14 protein-coding genes are annotated in these 14,945 nt (G+C 39.9%); 9 read left to right on the top strand and 5 right to left on the bottom strand.

Features of this window, described 5'->3' with window-relative positions:
• The first annotated feature begins 334 nt into the window (after positions 1-334).
• Positions 335-2,005 (top strand): DEAD/DEAH box helicase, encoded by a 1,671-nt coding sequence (locus ACZ5GY_RS01120; RefSeq protein WP_213696038.1) that lies wholly within the window; start codon positions 335-337, stop codon positions 2,003-2,005.
• Positions 2,006-2,092: 87 nt separating this feature from the next.
• On the opposite strand, the gene ACZ5GY_RS01115 is transcribed toward ACZ5GY_RS01120, so the two are convergent.
• Positions 2,093-2,293 carry a cold-shock protein gene (locus ACZ5GY_RS01115; protein ID WP_213690954.1) on the bottom strand — a complete coding sequence of 67 codons (201 nt, stop codon included), beginning with the start codon at positions 2,291-2,293 and terminating at the stop codon, positions 2,093-2,095.
• A 108-nt stretch (positions 2,294-2,401) separates the two neighbouring features.
• On the bottom strand, positions 2,402-3,718 hold the full coding sequence (locus ACZ5GY_RS01110; protein ID WP_213690953.1) for an MFS transporter: 1,317 nt from the start codon (positions 3,716-3,718) through the stop codon (positions 2,402-2,404).
• Between the two features lie 137 nt (positions 3,719-3,855).
• On the opposite strand from ACZ5GY_RS01110, the gene ACZ5GY_RS01105 reads away from it, so the two are divergent.
• The 3 genes from ACZ5GY_RS01105 to ACZ5GY_RS01095 are packed head-to-tail and all read left to right on the top strand — an operon-like array spanning position 3,856 to position 7,257.
• Positions 3,856-5,826 carry an ABC transporter ATP-binding protein gene (locus tag ACZ5GY_RS01105; protein WP_213690952.1) on the top strand — a complete coding sequence of 657 codons (1,971 nt, stop codon included), beginning with the start codon at positions 3,856-3,858 and terminating at the stop codon, positions 5,824-5,826.
• Complete coding sequence (locus ACZ5GY_RS01100; protein WP_213690951.1) at positions 5,823-6,419, top strand: class I SAM-dependent methyltransferase; 597 nt, start codon at positions 5,823-5,825, stop codon at positions 6,417-6,419. The genes ACZ5GY_RS01105 and ACZ5GY_RS01100 overlap by 4 nt, the downstream gene beginning before the upstream one ends.
• A 40-nt stretch (positions 6,420-6,459) precedes the next feature.
• Complete coding sequence (locus ACZ5GY_RS01095) at positions 6,460-7,257, top strand: LmeA family phospholipid-binding protein (protein WP_213690950.1); 798 nt, start codon at positions 6,460-6,462, stop codon at positions 7,255-7,257.
• Here the strand turns inward: ACZ5GY_RS01095 and ACZ5GY_RS01090 are convergent.
• Together ACZ5GY_RS01090 and ACZ5GY_RS01085 are read right to left on the bottom strand one after the other, a co-directional pair.
• Positions 7,203-8,186, bottom strand: a complete 984-nt coding sequence (locus ACZ5GY_RS01090; RefSeq protein ID WP_213690949.1) for a glucokinase — start codon at positions 8,184-8,186, stop codon at positions 7,203-7,205. The two genes, ACZ5GY_RS01095 and ACZ5GY_RS01090, sit on opposite strands and share 55 nt — an antisense overlap.
• Before the next feature lie 118 nt (positions 8,187-8,304).
• On the bottom strand, positions 8,305-9,255 hold the full coding sequence (locus ACZ5GY_RS01085; protein ID WP_213690948.1) for an MBL fold metallo-hydrolase: 951 nt from the start codon (positions 9,253-9,255) through the stop codon (positions 8,305-8,307).
• Positions 9,256-9,444: 189 nt separating this feature from the next.
• On the opposite strand from ACZ5GY_RS01085, the gene ACZ5GY_RS01080 reads away from it, so the two are divergent.
• Positions 9,445-10,632 carry a type III PLP-dependent enzyme gene (locus ACZ5GY_RS01080; RefSeq protein WP_307879556.1) on the top strand — a complete coding sequence of 396 codons (1,188 nt, stop codon included), beginning with the start codon at positions 9,445-9,447 and terminating at the stop codon, positions 10,630-10,632.
• 20 nt (positions 10,633-10,652) lie between these two features.
• Positions 10,653-11,504: a polyamine aminopropyltransferase gene (gene speE, locus ACZ5GY_RS01075; protein WP_213690947.1), complete on the top strand. Its 852-nt coding sequence runs from the start codon at positions 10,653-10,655 to the stop codon at positions 11,502-11,504.
• Between the two features lie 71 nt (positions 11,505-11,575).
• On the opposite strand, the gene ACZ5GY_RS01070 is transcribed toward speE, so the two are convergent.
• Positions 11,576-12,982, bottom strand: a complete 1,407-nt coding sequence (locus tag ACZ5GY_RS01070) for a sodium-dependent transporter (RefSeq protein WP_213690946.1) — start codon at positions 12,980-12,982, stop codon at positions 11,576-11,578.
• 222 nt (positions 12,983-13,204) lie between these two features.
• Between ACZ5GY_RS01070 and ACZ5GY_RS01065 the strand changes: the two genes are divergently transcribed.
• From ACZ5GY_RS01065 to ACZ5GY_RS01055, 3 genes are read left to right on the top strand one after another with little or no spacing between them, the layout of a single operon-like run.
• A complete protein-coding gene (locus ACZ5GY_RS01065; protein ID WP_213690945.1) occupies positions 13,205-13,837 on the top strand; it encodes a MotA/TolQ/ExbB proton channel family protein in 633 nt (210 codons plus the stop codon).
• Between the two features lie 2 nt (positions 13,838-13,839).
• Entirely contained in the window at positions 13,840-14,229 is a 390-nt protein-coding gene (locus ACZ5GY_RS01060; protein WP_213690944.1) for an ExbD/TolR family protein, read from the top strand.
• Positions 14,230-14,232: 3 nt separating this feature from the next.
• Positions 14,233-14,943, top strand: coding sequence for an energy transducer TonB (locus ACZ5GY_RS01055; protein ID WP_464111920.1), 711 nt, complete (start codon positions 14,233-14,235; stop codon positions 14,941-14,943).
• The last annotated feature ends 2 nt before the right edge of the window (positions 14,944-14,945 follow it).

The raw sequence follows: 14,945 nt of genomic DNA, 5'->3' as shown, positions 1-14,945 counted from the left end.
AGAAGATAGAACAGGATTCGGCTGTAAAAAAAGACATAGGCATAAAAACGACAAAAGAAATATACATTTCCATCCTTTATTTTTCACTTTCATCTCCTCTTTATAAAACTCTAATTTTAAAAGTATAATATTCTAACAATTTCATTACTGTCAAGTCGCAGAGAGGTCTGGAAAGTAAACAAACTATAATAAGACTATTTTTGAATTTAGTTGACAAAGTTCAAAACTTCTGCATAATAGGAGAACACAAGAACGGGTATTTTAGATAGTGGCCCCCTCTTGAGGGTGGCCACTTTTTTATGCCCAATGAGAAACAGGAGGCATTTTTGTATTCATGAAACAAAACAACTTTGAGCAATACGAACTTCGGCCAGAACTTCTTAAAGCCCTTTCAGAGAGAGGTTTTTCTTCTCCAACCCCAGTGCAGGACCGAGTTCTTTCTGAAAATATCTGGGAGAAAGATGTTCTTGTCAGAGCAGAAACAGGTTCTGGTAAAACATTGGCGTTTCTTCTCCCTTTACTACAGAGAGTTACCCCTGGTGATAGAAAATCAAAAACGTTAATACTCTCACCTACCCGAGAGCTCTCTCAACAAATATGGAAAGAAGCCGATTGGCTCGGGAGATATCTTAATATCTCTACAGCATCTCTCGTCGGTGGAATGGACATGTCAAGGCAAATTCGTTCTCTGCGAGATGGTTCTTGCGTAGTAACGGGAACGCCTGGACGAGTTTTAGACCATATCAGAAGAGGAACTCTCGACACGTCAGGAATAGAGACTGTTGTTCTTGATGAAGGAGACCATATGCTTGATCTCGGCTTCAAAGAGGAACTAGAAGCCATTCTTGATAGTTTTCCAGATCGAAAGCAAATATGGCTTTTTTCTGCAACTATGCCTGCAGAAATCAAGAACCTTACAAAAAGATACCTTACAACTCCTCTCTTTATCGCTTTGAATAAAGAGGGCGAGGCCAATGAGGACATTGTTCATGAAGTATACCTGGTGCCATCTCGCCACAAAGAAGAAGGGCTTGTCAATACCCTTTTGTGGGAAAAACCAACGAGGGGAATTCTTTTCTGCCATACACGTGCGGAAACAGTAGAACTGGCACGAAAACTTCATGATGAGAATTTTCAGGCTGTCTGCCTTCATGGTGAAATGAGCCAGAGGGAAAGAAATATGGCTCTTTCTCAATTTAGAAGTGGACGTGTTCCTCTTCTTGTTGCTACAAACGTAGCTGCTCGAGGGCTGGATATTCAGGGAGTTTCTCACGTTATTCAGATGGGCTTGCCCGATAACAGAGAAACATTTGTACATAGAAGCGGAAGAACAGGACGAGCTGGTCATGAAGGACGAGATCTACTTGTACTTTCTCCCAAAGAAGCCGCAGCCTTCAAGAGTATGGTACGAACTTCGAATATCTCCATAACATGGAAAAATGTTCCCGACCCCAAGGATATCCGTAAGAAACAACGTATTCTTTATGAAGAAAAAATTTTTGCTGCTGAACATTATGAAACACAGGAGAATCTCGAGTGGGCAGACTCTCTTCTCGAGTGTCACGAAAGTCGTGCTCTAGCTTCGCGGCTACTTGGCCTTCTTTTTTCTCGTAAAAATGCTGGCTATGAACTCTCAGCAGACCTTGATCAAGAAATGAAACAAGGACGGACATCTAGAAGAAACAGGAAAAAAGAAAGCTTTGGCTCTGGTCACTCTCATAAAACCGTCATACGAATAGAGAGAGGCACTGATCACGGTTGGGATGTAGGGAAAATATTAAGAGTCATATGCTCAACTTTGAACATTAATAAGTCCGGAGTTGGCGCTATTCGCCTTAAAAATGATCATGCCCATGTAGAACTGTTACCAGCAGCAGAAAAAGACTTTGAACGATTGGGAAATCGCCTTATCGAGCGAGGTTTACTTGCCGAAGAAAAGAAACCACAACGTAAATCCAGTGAGAAATGGGGACATAAGGCCCCAAGACAACGTAAAAAACGATAGGAACATTAAATATAAAAGAGAGGAGCCTAGGCTCCTCTCTTTATTTTGACTAATGTCTATTTCAACGAATGTAAAGTATGATCGTAATTACATTTTCTGAACGTTAGCAGCCTGGGGCCCCTTATCCCCCTGAGTAACGTCAAAAGACACTCTCTGATTTTCACTTAGGGTCTTGAATCCGTCACCCATAATTGCACTATAATGCACGAAAACATCTTTACCCTCATCTGTTGTTATAAAACCGTAACCCTTGCTATCGTTAAACCATTTCACTGTGCCCTGAGCCATAAAAATGAATCCTCCTAATGCAGAATATAGAGCCGTTTATACACATTAATACGGCCATTAAACGATACCTGATCGAGTAAATACTGTCAAGCAATATTTAAGGTTTTATCATCCTGCACAATTCTTTTCATAAATATTTATACATTTTGTCTCGGGAATAAAAAATATACAAATAAAACTTAAGACTACCGCAACAAAACATGGAAGCAATGCCCGTTGGAAAAGGGGAATACTATCAAGAATACCAGCGTAACGATCAAGAATTTTCCCAATGAGTGTCGTAAAAAGCCCTATAGATAAAAAACAACCTGTATTCATTAAGGATATGGCAATACCTGTAAAGCGTGAGGGAGCCAACTCACGCGCAAGAGCCCATGACATTACATACGCAGTAGTTGACACCCCCATCACGAAATAGAGGGGTTTTAACAACCAAATCGGCGGATGTCCTCCATTATAGAAAACTAAAATACCCCATGTTGCAATGTTTAAAGAAACGAGCAAAAACATAGGCCATCTTCTTCGCCCCACTTTATCTGAAAACCAACCTGAAAAGAGGCTGCCAAGCATTAATCCCACCAATATAATTGCTATATACGAAGAAGCCACAGATGTAGGAAGAGCATAGACAGATTCCATAAAGGCAACGCCCCAAGCGCTGGTAAAAGAGAGACTTGCTCCCTGATTTAATGCGAAGAAGAGGATCACAGGCCATAAACGCCGAACTCGAAGAACCTGTTTAAACCCTTCTTTTAGGCTCTCTTTCTTCTCTATCTCTTTTTTTAGAACATCACTATTTGATATATCAACTTCGTTAATGGGAGGGAATCCCAAATCTTGAGGAGTATTACGAATTAAGAGATAGCATGCAACAGCTAAAAAGATGGAAAATATGCCTATTGCCAAAAAGGTGTTTCTCCATGTAAGAAGAGCAACAGCCCAGGCAAGAGGTGTTTGAGCCAAGAGGCCCCCTCCATTACCAATAAGAGACGTCATGCCAGAAACCGTAGCAAATTCACGTTCCCTAAACCATTTTGATTGTACCTTCAGTATAGATACAAAAACTGTGGCTACGCCTATTCCGACAAAAAAACGGCCTGAAAAAAGAACAAAAGTGGTAGGGGCAGACCCAAAAAGAAGAGCTCCTATTCCAGCTATAAAAATACCAACAGAAACTGTGATCCTTGCTCCCAGAGAATCAACTAAAAGACCAACAGGAATTTGCATAATCATATATGCATAAAAATAGAGAGAAGCTAATGTACCAAAAGCTGCGCCGCTCAAACCAAAGGAATCTACAAGATCACTGCGAACAACTCCTGCTGCAAGACGATGGAAAAAAACAACCATGTAGGCTAGAACCATAATTCCCCAAACAACCCAGCGATAATGTAATCCTTTGCTCATTCCACCCTTACTTTGCATTACAAATCCCTCCGATAAACGGTCAACTCTCTACAATCATCAGAAAATAGTATCATAGCATACACAAGAGGACTCTTCTTCTTTTATGTTTACATGGTATAATTCCTGCCGCAGAATAGGGATAAAAGGTGAGAAGAATGATTCAATTAATAAATATTACGCATTTCTTTGGGGAACAACAACTCTATAGCAATCTTAACTGGGCCATCAATATGGGCAGTAAAGTTGGGCTCGTAGGAAATAACGGAAGTGGGAAAACAACCCTTCTTAAAATCTTAATGGGGCTGATTGAGCCCAAAGAAGGAAATATAACCTTTCCCAGAAATTCGCGTATCGGATATCTTCCGCAAGATCTGGTAGAGATAGAAAATATCCCCCTTCTCAACTATCTGAAAAAACAGGCTGGAATAGATTCTTTGGAAAAAGAGCTCCGAATCATTGAAGAAAACGTTGCTCAAACAGCTCAAAACCAAGGGGAAGGATACAAAACTCTTTTAAAAAGACACGATCTTCTCGTTCACCAATATGAGCAACTGGGTGGATATGAATTTACGGCAATGGCACAAAAAGTACTGAAGGGGCTTGGTTTCGCAGAAGAAGATGGACAACGATATACAGGGGAGTTTTCTGGAGGATGGAAAATGCGAATCTCTCTGGCTGCCATTCTGCTCTCTTCCCCTAACGTTCTTCTTCTTGATGAACCTACGAACCATCTTGACACTGAAAGTATGGAATGGCTTGAAGACTGGCTCTCTCATTTTAGCGGAACGCTTATAACGATCTCACATGATAGACATTTTCTTGATAAAATCTGTTCTTCAATCGCAGAACTCTCTCATGAAAACATTACTGTATATAAAGGGAATTTTACATGGTATCTGGAAGAAAAAGCACGACGAGAAGAGGAGCTAGAACGAATAGCTCGCAAACAACGCTCTGAAATAGAGAAAGAAATGGCTTTTATAGAACGTTTTCGCTATAAAGCCACAAAGGCAACTCAAGTCCAAAGCAGAATAAAGAGACTTGAAAAGATGAATATTGTTGAAATCGATGACTCTCAAAAAGTTATTGGCATTCATTTTCCTCAATCTCCCCGTAGCGGGCATGAAGTTCTATCTGTAAAAGACGTGCAAAAGGATTACGGGAATCACACCGTTTTTCAACACATCTCCTTTACTGTTCATCGCGGGGAAAAAATTGCCCTTGTTGGTGTCAATGGCGCGGGGAAATCCACTCTATCTCGCCTTATTAGCTTGTCGGAACAACCTACATACGGAGAAGTATCTCTTGGTTACAATGTAAAAATGGGGTTCTTTTCTCAGGAAAGTGCTAAAAACCTAACCTATTCCCGTACAATCTGGGAAGAAATTTCACATACAGGATATCTTGGAACAGATATGGAAAAAAGAAGCCTTCTCGGGGCCTTCCTTTTTTCTGGGGATGATATATATAAATCTATCTCCGTTCTTTCCGGTGGCGAGAAATCGCGAGTAGCTCTGTTGAAACTTCTTTTAGAAGAAACCAATCTTCTTATCCTAGACGAACCTACAAACCATCTCGATATGCAAACTCGTGATGTTTTTCAACAAGCACTAACTGAATATGGAGGGACTGTCATTATCGTCTCTCACGACAGGTATTTTCTTGATAATCTTGTAACGAGAGTTATAGAAATTCGAGATGGGGAAATATTTGATTACCCCGGAAATTATTCATATTTCATAGAAAAAAGAGCTGAACGGCTTAACCAGCAAAAAGATATAGAAGCTAGCAAAGAAAAAGAAAACGTATCAAGCAAAAATGACGAAAAAGAAAGAAAACGCAAAGAAGCAGAACAAAGAAATCTGCTTTACAGGGAGAAGCAAAAAATCATGAAACATCTTTCTCCTCTTGAAGAAAAAATTGAGAAGACAGAAGAAGAAAAACAAGAGATTGAATCAATGCTCTGCGACCCCACTTTCTTGGAAAATTCTCAGGAAGTGCAAAAAATCATGGTTCGATATAACGAAATTAATGCTTTGTTGAGTCAATATATGAAAGAATGGGAAAGTCTTATGGAACAGATAGACTTCGTTGAAAAAGAAGTGATGCAAGAGACTTCATCATGAAAAAAGTTCAGGATCCTTTCAAAAGATTTGCTCATTTTTACGATTTTTTCATGATCGTCACAGGCCTTTATAAAACTAAACATATTTTAAAATTAGCCCCACTCAAGGCTAATCAACGCATTCTTGACATAGGAGGAGGAACCGGTTATCTGGCTCGCAAGCTCCTTGGAGAACAGCGAGAAATACATGTTATAGACACGAGTCCAGATATGATCCGTTATTTAGACGATTCCCCTGTAATAACTACTATTGGTGACGGCAAATCTACTCCATATAAAGATAACTATTTTCATGGAATAATCCTCTCTGACGCATATCATCATATAGAACAACAAGACGCTCTTCTTGAAGAAATTGACCGTATTCTCTCTCCTGATGGATTTTTACTCATTTACGAATTTAACAAAAGCTCTCTTCTTGCCACAATGATAGGCTGGCTTGAAGAAAAATTCATCTCTCCTGTTTTTTACGTTACTCCCCAAAAACTAAAAGAAAAAGTCTCTCAACGAAATTATATTTTGCAAAAAGAAATTAACAAAGGATATTGGTTTATCCATCTCTATCAAAAAAAGAATCTATTAATGATAAAATGACTTTAGGTCTATTTTATTTAATTCCTTAGGAGGGTATACAATGAGGCGAAACTCTCTTCTGTGCTTGCTTTCCATTATCCTCATATTTCATTCCGCTCCTCTTTGGGGGCAAGAAATATCAGCGCTGACTACAGGTCAACGTCTTCAACATCATTTCATTAAAGAACTTGATCCCGAAAAGATGACTATTGTTTTTGATGAAGAACCCAACGAAAATGGGTATATTCGTGATATGTACATGGATATACAGGGGGCTATTATTGGTGGAGTTCGTATCAAAAGTCTTTCGCTTAGAGCCATGGGAGTACAACTCTCCCCCATAACTACATGGGGCGAAGAAGGCCCTCAAGTTAACTATATTATGAATATCCATGCTAAAGGTGTCATCTGTGAAGATGACATAAACAGAAACTTACTCCAAAAAGAATTTGGAGATGATGATCATTGGCATAATATACAATTAGATATTAGTCCCGATGGAATTTATGCTAAGGGATATTACCTTGTTCGTCTGCTTCTGAAACTCGACATCCTTATAGAAATTGAAAGCCGCCTAAAAATAGTAAACCAACAACAAATCTGGCTTGACGATTATAAAGTTCGGGTCAATCGAGTCGATGTTCCTGATTTTGTTACAGAAAAAGCTGTATCACAAATTCAACCTCTTCTAGATTTAAGCAAATTTGTTTTTCCGTTAAAGCTTACTTCTATAGCGTATGATGACACGTCTATTACGCTTTCCAGTGCAAAAGAACCTGAACCTTTTGACGGCATTATTTACCGTTATGAAAAAGAATCATTAAAACCAATTATGTGTTCAGCACCAGAGAGACACTGAAGAAAATAATAGATAGCGCCCCACAAGCCATTGGCCTCATTTCTGAGAAGATACACAGGGATCTGACCCAAAAGCTGGCTGTGTGAAAAGGAAAAATTAAACTCTTTTCTAAACATATTGTTATCTATGATCCACGGGTTGGAAATGGCTATGCCTCCTGTAATGAAAAGTCCTCTTGTGGGCAAAGTGTAGAGACATAAATCTCTGCATGCCCGCGCATAAAACGAAGAGAAAAGCATTGTAGTAAGTGAAGAACCGACAGTATTCGAAACAACTTCTGGCGGAGAAAGGTAGCGCCCCGTTAAAAATTCATGTAAAAGAGAAAGTCCCTTTCCAGAAACAACAATCTCTTTCGTTATATATGAAAGAGAAAGTCTTTTTTTTAAAAAAGACTCATATGAATGTTCTTCTTGAAGAAAAGAAAACGTCGAATGTCCTCCTTCTGATGGAAGGGGAATATATTTTTGAGAAGGTAAAGGAATTGCTGCACCATGCCCTAATCCAGTTCCTGCGCCAATGGCCGCAAGAACTCCGCCAGGATCAGGTTTCCCTTTCTGAATAATAATGCAATCCTCCTCTTTAAGAGCAAGACAACCGTATACTTGAGCAATAAAATCGTTAACGACATAAAAAGAAGTTTTGTTATATTGCTGCCGAAGGGCCCGTATAGGAACGGACCATGAAACATTTGTTAAAACAACGTCATTTTTACTGTTTACCGGACCAGGCAGCGCAAGAACACCACTCGATACACTGTCAAAAGAAAAGCTGGAATCTTCACTAGCAATCTCTTCCAAAATCTCAAAAAAAGATGCATACTCCTTTGTCTTTTTTTGTATTATTTTTTCGAGAGAAAGTTTCCCTTTCAATATGGAAAAAAGGGCAAAACGACTTGATGTTCCTCCAATATCAGCTGCTAATATCAGCATTATTTGCCTCCTCAGTTCGAAAAAAGACGAGCCAAGAAAATCTGAAGCCACGCAATACACGCTATAAAAAGGAGAATGAAACAAAGTCGCATTATTTTTTCTTTCATTCAAAATCTCCTTATTCTTTTTTTGAGGCAATTTCTTCTACAAAACCTTTGAGACTATTCAAAGTAAAGTATCGTTCTCGTGCCTGCTCTCCTGCTGTCAAAGATGAAAAAGATTTTAAGTTGCTATCTTTTTCTAATATTATATCCATTAATTCTTCGAGTGTTCCAGACTCTTTTTCAAGTATGCTTTTCCACAACCTCAACTGCGCTAACGCTCTAGAAAGAAACACTTCTGAATGCCGAACATATCCATAGTGTGCATAACATAAAAGAGACGATGCTCTTTCCATCAATTTCATAACAGAGCCTTCAGCTTTATCAAAGAAAAATCGAGGGGGCGTTGCAGGTCTCAAGTAGAAGTTTACTCCCTCTGCATCACCAATATATGTGCCCGCTGCCTCTCCAACAAAAAGCAAAGGAGCTTCCTCTTCAATATCATAAAAAATTGACTGGTGGTGAGGTGCATGGCCAGGCGTCATCATAAATGATATACCTTCTATCTGTTCCGGATCTATAAAAGCATCTGCAGGAACAGGCCTCATCCGTCCATAGGTCTCAGCCATTTCTCGCAATGTCTCTCTACTTGCTCTTTCAAGCCTGGAAGGATCTATAAGGTGCTTAATCCCATTGGAAGGAGCAACAATCTTTGCATCTGGGAAGGTTGCTAAGAAATCTCCCATTCCTCCTGCGTGATCCATATGAATATGAGTAAGTAATACATAATCTATGGTAGAAATACCGAGTTTTTCAAGTGAATCATAAAGCTGAGGCAAAGTTGACGTAGGACCTGGATCTACTAAAAGGATTCTCTTTCTTTTAGTGTCTCTGATTAGCCAGGTCGAAAGGAAATTTTCAAAGCCAGGGCGTGGCAAAGGCAAGTCGATAAGATGTAAAGAGCCACTAGAAAAGGTGGCTACGAGATGGAATAACGATTTTTTACAAAGTGTATGAACGTTCAACATTATTTTTCCCTCCATGGTCTATCTTTTTAAAGAAAAATCATGTATCTTCTTATACTTGATGTTTTAGGTTACTAGTGTAAGAAGAGTCTGACGAAGCTGTCAAGAATAACACTTTCTTTTCTTGTACAAAAAGCATCAAACCGTTACCATAAGTACAGATAAACTAAAATATTTATTGGAGGTGCTGCAGTGGAAACATCCCATCACTACGAATTTGATCTCTCACGATTTATGACGAGAGAACGATTCGAACGTATTAAGGAATTTGCGGCTGATAAAGAAACGCCGTGCCTTGTCGTTGACCTTGATGTCATCGAAAATCAATACGATTCTCTACAAAAAGGCATGCCTTTTGCAAAAATTTATTATGCCGTCAAAGCCAATCCGCTCGATGACGTGGTGAAACTGCTCGTAAAAAAGGGCAGCTGTTTTGATATCGCATCAGTCTATGAACTCAATCAAGTTCTAGCTCTGGGAGCTACACCAGATCGTGTAAGCTACGGCAACACGATAAAAAAAGCTAAAGATATTGCTTATGCCTATGAAAAGGGCGTTCGACTTTTCGCAACAGATTCGGAAAACGATCTTTACAAACTTTCGAAATATGCCCCTGGCTCGAAAGTTTTCTTCCGAATTCTTACTGATGGAAGTGGGGCAGACTGGCCACTTTCCAGAAAATTTGGGGCTCATCCCGACACAATTTACAAACTTATACTTATGGCCAAAGACCTCGGGCTTGATCCGTACGGAGTCTCTTTTCACGTAGGCTCTCAACAACGCGATATAGGACAATGGGATCACGCTATTTCTACATGCAAGTATCTTTTTGACTCGGCAGCAGAAAAAGGTATCCATCTCCAGATGATAAATCTCGGAGGAGGATTTCCTTCCCGTTATATTGACCCTACAGTGGGGCCGGATGTATATGGAACTGAAATCACACGATTCCTGAAAGAAGACTTTGGAGAAAATCTTCCTGACATTATTCTTGAGCCTGGACGTTATATGGCAGGTGACGCTGGTGTTTTAATCTCTGAAGTTGTTCTTATTTCAAGGAAATCAGAATTTAACCAGTACCGATGGGTCTATCTCGATGCAGGAAAATTTGGGGGACTTATCGAAACACTTGATGAATCAATAAAATACCCCATTTATGTTGAAAAGAAGGGGCTTGCACAAGACGTTATCATTGCAGGTCCTACATGTGACAGTATGGACATTCTCTATGAACAGTACAAGTACGAATTGCCATTAACTCTTGAGGAAGGGGACCGAATATACGTATTATCTACTGGAGCTTACACACAAAGTTATTCTTCTGTGTATTTTAATGGATTCCCCCCTCTATCGGCATATATTTTGCCACGAGAAAAATAAGTCAAAGGAGATGAGAAATATTGGAACGTCGAGCTAAAAGATTCAACGAGCTCTGGGTTACAGAGGAACAAACCCCCAATATGAAGCTCAGTCTTCGTATTAATCAAGTTCTTGTCAATAAGAAATCTGAGTATCAGGATATTACTCTCGTTGAGACTATGGAATACGGCCGCATGCTTATTCTTGATGGTGCAATACAAATTGCCGAACGAGATGAGTTTTGTTACTCGGAAATGATGGCACACACTGTTCTCTGCGCTCATCCAGACCCCAAACGAGTACTTATTGTTGGTGGAGGTGATGGCGGAGTTCTGCGAGAGGTATTACGTCATAAAAATGTCGAAAAAGCAACAATGATCGACATTGATAAAGACGTCATTGATGCAGCGAAAAAATATCTCCCGACACTGAGTTGTGCTATGGACGACCCAAGGGCAGATGTTCGAAGCATGGATGCTTTGGCCTATATTCGTTCAGTTTCTAACGAATTTGACGTAGCCATAGTTGATAGTACGGACCCAGTTGAATTCGCCGCAGGACTCTTTGAAGCTAATTTCTATGAAGATGTAAAGAATGCTCTGAAAGAAGACGGCATGATGTTAGCTCAGACCGAATCTCCTTTTTCCGATGCTAATGTTATGACAGGAGCTTACACGGAGATGAAAAAAGTCTACCCAGTCGTTTCTGTTTGTTGGGGAGCTATGCCCACTTACCCCACTGGGATGTGGACATATACTATAGGTTCTAAAAAACTAGATCCGTCTGTTCCCCGAAGCGCTATTCCAGAAGGAACGAAATATTATACAGAAGATATACATAGGTCCGCTTTTACATTGCCACCCTTCTTGAAAAATCTTCTCGATAACGCGTAAATAATGAATAAAGAAGCCCTCACTTTTGACAATGAAAAGTGAGGGCTTTTCCATTTCTGCTTCGTTATAAACTAAAAAGCAATGACACCGATCGTGTTCAAGAAAATGATGATAAGAAGTGCAGGTGAAACATAACGAACAACGAAAGAGAAAAAGGAAATATATGACTCGTTACATAATGTTCCATGATTGGATAATTCGTACTGAATATCGTCTTTCTTTATAAAGTAACCAACAAAAACAGCTATTAAAAAACCTCCGAGCGGCATAATTATATTAGCGGAAAGGTGATCATAAAAATCAAAGAACCCATCTCCAAAGAATTTAATGCCACCTAAAAGGCTGGAACTATCAACAGACAGAGTTGCTGTGATTCCAACAAGACCGATAAAAAGGCAATTGAGAAATGTTGCTTTCTTCCTTGACACATTAAACTCTTCAGACCAAAAAGCAACGGGGACTTCCATCAAAGAAAGCAACGCTGTCGTTGCTGCAAAAGATGTGAGCAAAAAGAAAGCCGCAAGAAGCAGTGTTCCCAAAGGCATTTTGGAAAAGACCAAAGGAATGGTCATGAAAAGCAAACCAGGCCCCGCTGTGGGCTCCATGCCAAAAGAAAAGACTGTTGGGAATATGGCCAATCCGGCTAACATCGAAACAAGAGTATCAGAAAGAGCAACTTTCCCGGCCGTTTTAAACATGTGAACATCTTCTGTGAAGTATGAACCATACGTAATCATAATTCCCATAGCAAGAGATAGTTTGAAGAAAGCAAGTCCTAAAGCACTTAACATAACTGCTGGTGTAATTTTCGAAAAGTCTACATGGAATAAGAAATGAATACCCTGGCCTGCTCCAGGTAATGTAAGAGCTCTAATATCACAAATAATGATGAGGATGAAGAGTAGAGGCATGAGTGTTTTGGTAATTCGTTCAATTCCAGCTCGAACACCCATGGAAATACCTGTGCCCACAACACAAAGGACTATAACCTGCCAAAAAATCGGCGAAAGCACTTCTTTGGAGAAGAAAGACTGACCTGCTGTCCCAACTCCAATAACCTGACCGAAAAGCTCCTCTGCACTACTTGCTGTTACTGCAGCAAAAGCCCCCGTAAATGCCTTAAAGCAGTAAAAGTAAACCCACCCCGCAACACATGTATAGTAAAACATAATAAGATATGCGGATAAGACCCCCATAAAACCGATACCCTTCCATGGAGTTCCAGGTTTTAACGTCTCAAAAGCACCAATAGCATTTCGACGAGTACGACGACCTATATACCATTCACAGAGTAAAACAGGTATCCCTACAAACAAAATACATATAAAATAAACGAATAAAAAAGCCCCTCCACCATTTGAACCAGTCAAATATGGAAATTTCCAGATATTACCTAACCCTACAGCAGAACCTAAAGCTGCAAAAAAAACAGCTAACCCAGACGAAAAACCTTCTCTGGGTTTTGACGAACTTTCCACTATGAACCACTCCCTTTATATGATAATGTCTGACAAAACGCTAATAGCAATGTCTCCAAGAGTTAAAGTCATGTATACTGCGTACTCGGGAGAGAATTAAATTGTATTGAATTTTAAGATAGTTGGACTTTGGAGTCAACCGCTGAATTGTTTTGCTTTTGACAATACCTAAGATATTCATCATACTTTTATGATAACTTTATATTTTAGAGGTGACGTAGTATGGAAATAATGAGAGCCGGCGGCCCAATTATGTGGATTATATTTTTCCTCTCTATTATTGCTCTTGCTGTTTTTGTAGAACGACTTTTCTTTTTCCGGCGATCATCGACTGATCCCGAAAAACTTGAACTTTCTCTTTGTAAGGCTCTCTATGAAAATAATGCAGAACAGGCCACTAAAATTGTGCGCTCAGGAGATTCGTCTCTTCATCGTCTCTTTATAGCAGCCGTAACACACTGGCAAGTAGATACGGAAGCTTTTAAACTTTTGCTCGAACAGCAAATAAGAAGAGAACTCTTTCGATGGCTTAAAGGTCTCTCTCTTCTGGCAACGATTTCACGAGTAGCACCACTACTGGGATTACTGGGGACTGTTCTTGGCATGGTTCAAATCTTTCGAGACTTGCCCCAAGCAAATCAGGCTCCCATGATCGCTCTTTCAGGAGGAATTTGGCAAGCACTTTTAACGACTGTTGCGGGATTAAGTATCGCTGTACCTACTGTGTTAGCCTACACCTACCTTTCTGCAAAAATTGACGACCAGGAAGAGACCCTTTATCGCGGCGCTGACTTTTTGATTCGCGAAAAGCTAATGGGAACAACTGATCCGTCTTTATATAAACAAGGTGAGTAATCATGGCATTACGCCCAACAAGAAAACATTTGCCAGAAATAGACATTACACCACTAATTGATATCTTATTTATCTTGATCATTTTTTTTGTTTTGACCACCTCTTTTGGTCAAAGTCAGCTGCAAGTGCAACTTCCAGAAGGGAAAGCCGATGCCTTGCGATCAGAAGAAGCTATATATGTTACTCTTCAAATAGATGGATCTCTCCTTTGGGATAAGATTCCAGTATCAGAAGAAGAGCTTGCAATCAAAATAATGGAAGCGGAAAAAAGTAACACGCTTGTACTGCTTGCTGCAGACCGAAACGTTCCTTATGGAAAAGTTGCCACTCTCTTAAGCCGCCTTCACGAAAAGGGACTTGGGCAAATATCTCTTGCTCTTCAGGAGGAATAAGACATGAAACACTTTAGGCGTCCTTTTCTTTTAAGCCTTATCTTTCATGTCTTTATATTGCTATGTCTTTCTACACTACCCCACGAAGCAAAAACTAAGATCGCTGCTCCCAAAGTAATGACTCTTCGTCTTGTCTCTCTTTCCTCTGAGGGAAAAGGCGCATCAGCTTCATCTCCTGTTCCACAAAAAGAAAAGGGTGAAAACGCACAAACAGAAAAGAAAAAAGAGGTTCCAGTCACAAAGAAAAAAGATACCACACCGAAAAAAAAAGAGGCACCTGAACCTAAAACTTTCTCTAAAACCCGCAAAAATAACAACGTATTGACCGAAGACAAGCAAAGTACGCAAGAAGGGAACATGCAGAGTGCCAATATATCAACAAAATCTTCAACAACTTCTTTTAGTGAGCTATCCGGCGGAAACTCTGGACATGCTAGAAAACAAGCAAATACACTTTTCGATGTTTCTTCCCTTGTGGTGAAAAGGAAGGTTCACCCCCAATATCCTCTTTTAAGCCGTCGCAAAGGAGAAGAGGGGAAAATTATCTGCATAGCAGACGTTGAGAATGGGAAAGTTGTAGCGGTAAACACTGAACAAAGCAGCGGTTTTAATCGGTTGGACCGTGCCGCCACTCAGGCCCTTAAAGCATGGCTTTTTGAAGAGAGTTTTACAGGAAAAGTTAGAGTACCTATATCATTTTCTCTTAAGGAATAATG

The organism is Aminobacterium thunnarium, from assembly GCF_055390565.1.
Note: the sequence above shows the minus strand (reverse complement) of the source record. Positions and strands in the feature narration are given on the sequence as shown.

Coding starts and splice junctions, on each gene's coding strand:
- ACZ5GY_RS01105 (WP_213690952.1), top strand. CDS start 3,856: ATGATTCAATTAATAAATATTACGCATTTCTTTGGGGAACAACAACTC.
- ACZ5GY_RS01115 (WP_213690954.1), bottom strand. CDS start 2,293: ATGGCTCAGGGCACAGTGAAATGGTTTAACGATAGCAAGGGTTACGGT.
- ACZ5GY_RS01120 (WP_213696038.1), top strand. CDS start 335: ATGAAACAAAACAACTTTGAGCAATACGAACTTCGGCCAGAACTTCTT.
- ACZ5GY_RS01065 (WP_213690945.1), top strand. CDS start 13,205: ATGGAAATAATGAGAGCCGGCGGCCCAATTATGTGGATTATATTTTTC.
- ACZ5GY_RS01090 (WP_213690949.1), bottom strand. CDS start 8,186: ATGCTGATATTAGCAGCTGATATTGGAGGAACATCAAGTCGTTTTGCC.
- ACZ5GY_RS01100 (WP_213690951.1), top strand. CDS start 5,823: ATGAAAAAAGTTCAGGATCCTTTCAAAAGATTTGCTCATTTTTACGAT.
- ACZ5GY_RS01110 (WP_213690953.1), bottom strand. CDS start 3,718: ATGCAAAGTAAGGGTGGAATGAGCAAAGGATTACATTATCGCTGGGTT.
- ACZ5GY_RS01060 (WP_213690944.1), top strand. CDS start 13,840: ATGGCATTACGCCCAACAAGAAAACATTTGCCAGAAATAGACATTACA.
- ACZ5GY_RS01055 (WP_464111920.1), top strand. CDS start 14,233: ATGAAACACTTTAGGCGTCCTTTTCTTTTAAGCCTTATCTTTCATGTC.
- ACZ5GY_RS01095 (WP_213690950.1), top strand. CDS start 6,460: ATGAGGCGAAACTCTCTTCTGTGCTTGCTTTCCATTATCCTCATATTT.
- ACZ5GY_RS01085 (WP_213690948.1), bottom strand. CDS start 9,255: ATGTTGAACGTTCATACACTTTGTAAAAAATCGTTATTCCATCTCGTA.